Annotated in this window: 1 protein-coding gene; it reads left to right on the top strand. The window is 63.3% G+C overall.

What is annotated here, in order from left to right; genetic code table 11:
- Positions 1 to 9: 9 nt before the first annotated feature.
- A partial coding sequence (gene aceE, locus ACIPY3_RS23110) for a pyruvate dehydrogenase (acetyl-transferring), homodimeric type (RefSeq protein ID WP_400337886.1) occupies positions 10 to 2,645 on the top strand: 2,636 nt, incomplete at its 3' end.

The raw sequence follows: 2,645 nt of genomic DNA, 5'->3' as shown, positions 1-2,645 counted from the left end.
AGGTTGGACGTGGCTGCAGGAGAAGAGACCTCACACATCCTTAGTGGGTTGACTGCCCAGTTGCCTGATCGTGATCCGGAAGAGACCGCGGAGTGGATTGAGTCCCTTGATGCGTTGATCGCGGAGCAGGGTACGGAGCGGGCGCAGTATATTATGCGTTCGTTGTTGCAGCGTGCTGGTGCCCGGAGCGTGGGTGTTCCGATGGTGACGACCACTGATTATGTGAACACGATCCCGGTGGACCAGGAAGCGGTGTTCCCGGGGAATGAGGAGTTCGAGCGCCGGTACCGGGCGTACATGCGGTGGAACGCGGCCGTGATGGTGCACCGGGCGCAGCGGGCCGATATTGGTGTGGGCGGGCATATCTCCACCTACGCCGGCGCCGCGACGTTGTATGAGGTGGGGTTCAACCACTTCTTCCGCGGCAAGGACCACCCCTCGGGCGGGGACCAGGTGTTCTTCCAGGGCCACGCGTCCCCGGGCATGTACGCCAGGGCGTTCATGGAAGGCCGGCTCACGGAAGAGGATTTGGACGGGTTCCGGCAGGAGAAGTCCAAGGAAGGCCATGCCCTGTCCTCCTACCCGCACCCGCGCCTGATGCCGCAGTTCTGGGAATTCCCGACCGTGTCGATGGGTATCGGCCCGATGAACGCGATCTACCAGGCCCAGTCCAACCGGTACCTGCACAACCGCGGCATCAAGGACACCACGGACCAGCAGGTCTGGGCGTTCCTCGGTGACGGGGAAATGGACGAACCCGAATCCCGTGGCCTGCTCCAGCTCGCCGCGAACGAGAACCTGGACAACCTGAACTTCGTCATCAACTGCAACCTCCAACGCCTCGACGGACCCGTGCGCGGCAACGGCAAGATCATGCAGGAACTCGAAGCGTTCTTCCGCGGCGCGGGCTGGAACGTGATCAAGGTCGTCTGGGGCCGGGAATGGGACACCCTCCTGGAAAACGACACCGACGGTGCGCTCGTGAACCTCATGAACGAAACCGCCGATGGTGACTACCAAACCTACAAAGCCGAATCCGGCGGGTTCGTCCGCGAACACTTCTTCGGCCGCACCCCGCAAACCAAAGACATGGTCGCGGACCTGAGCGATGAACAGATCTGGAACCTCAAACGCGGCGGCCACGACTACCGCAAGGTCTACGCCGCGTACAAGGCAGCAACCGAATTCAAGGGCAAACCCACCGTCATCCTCGCCAAAACCGTCAAGGGCTACGGCCTGGGACCGCACTTCGAGGGCCGCAACGCGACCCACCAAATGAAGAAACTGACCATGGAAGACCTCAAAGCCTTCCGCGACCACCTGCGCATCCCCATCACCGACGAACAACTCGACGCGGACCTCTACCGGCCCCCGTACTACCACCCCGGCATGGACGCCCCCGAAATCCAGTACCTCATGGAACGCCGCAAGGCCCTCGGCGGGTTCCTGCCCGAACGCCGCCCCTCCCACACCCCCGTGACCCTGCCCGAGACCAAGTCCTACGACATCGCCAAACGCGGCTCCGGCAAACAACAAGCCGCGACCACCATGGCCTTCGTCCGCTTGTTGAAGGACCTGATGCGGGACAAAAACTTCGGCCACCGCCTCGTCCCGGTCGTCCCGGACGAATCACGCACCTTCGGCATGGACGCGTTCTTCCCGACCGCGAAAATCTACAACCCCAAAGGCCAGAACTACCTCTCCGTAGACCGCGACCTCGTCCTGGCCTACAAAGAATCCCCCGCCGGCCAACTCATCCACCCCGGCATCAACGAAGCCGGAGCCGTCGCCGCGTTCACCGCCGCCGGAACCTCCTACGCCACCCACGGCGAACCCCTGGTCCCGATCTACGTGTTCTACTCCATGTTCGGCTTCCAACGCACCGGCGACTCCTTCTGGGCCGCCGCGGACCAAATGACCCGCGGCTTCATCATCGGCGCCACCGCAGGACGAACCACCCTCACCGGCGAAGGACTCCAACACGCCGACGGACACTCACCCCTGCTCGCCGCGACCAACCCCGCCGTACGCACCTACGACCCCGCCTACGGCTACGAAATCGGCCACATCATCCGCCACGGCCTCGAGCAAATGTACGGTGAAAACAGCACGGACCAGAACGTGATGTACTACCTCACCGTCTACAACGAACCCATCACCCAACCCGCCGAACCCGAAAACCTCGACACCACCGGCCTCCTCAAAGGCATCTACAAACTCGCAGACGCCCCCACCGGAGAAAACAACCGGCCCACCGCCCAAATCCTCGCCTCCGGCGTCTCCGTCCCCTGGGCCCTCGACGCCGCCCGCATCCTGGCCGAAGACTGGGGCGTCGCCGCGACCGTCTGGTCCGTCACCTCCTGGAACGAACTCCGACGCGACGGACTCGCCGCCGACGAACACGCCTTCCTGAACCCCGGCACCGAAGCACCCACCCCCTTCATCACCCAACAACTCAACGGCCACCACGGACCCGTCATCGCCGTCTCCGACTACATGAAAGCCATCCCCGACCAAATCCGCCAATACATCCCCAACGACTTCGCCTCCCTCGGAGCAGACGGCTTCGGCTTCTCCGACACCCGCCAAGCCGCACGCCGCTACTTCAAAAACGACACCCACTCCATCGTCACCAAAACCCTGCA

The organism is Paenarthrobacter sp. NPDC089714 (genome assembly GCF_044748905.1).
Taxonomy (GTDB): Bacteria; Actinomycetota; Actinomycetes; order Actinomycetales; family Micrococcaceae; genus Arthrobacter.
The sequence above is the reverse complement of the archived record's forward strand: the minus strand, read 5'-3'. Positions and strand labels throughout refer to the sequence as shown.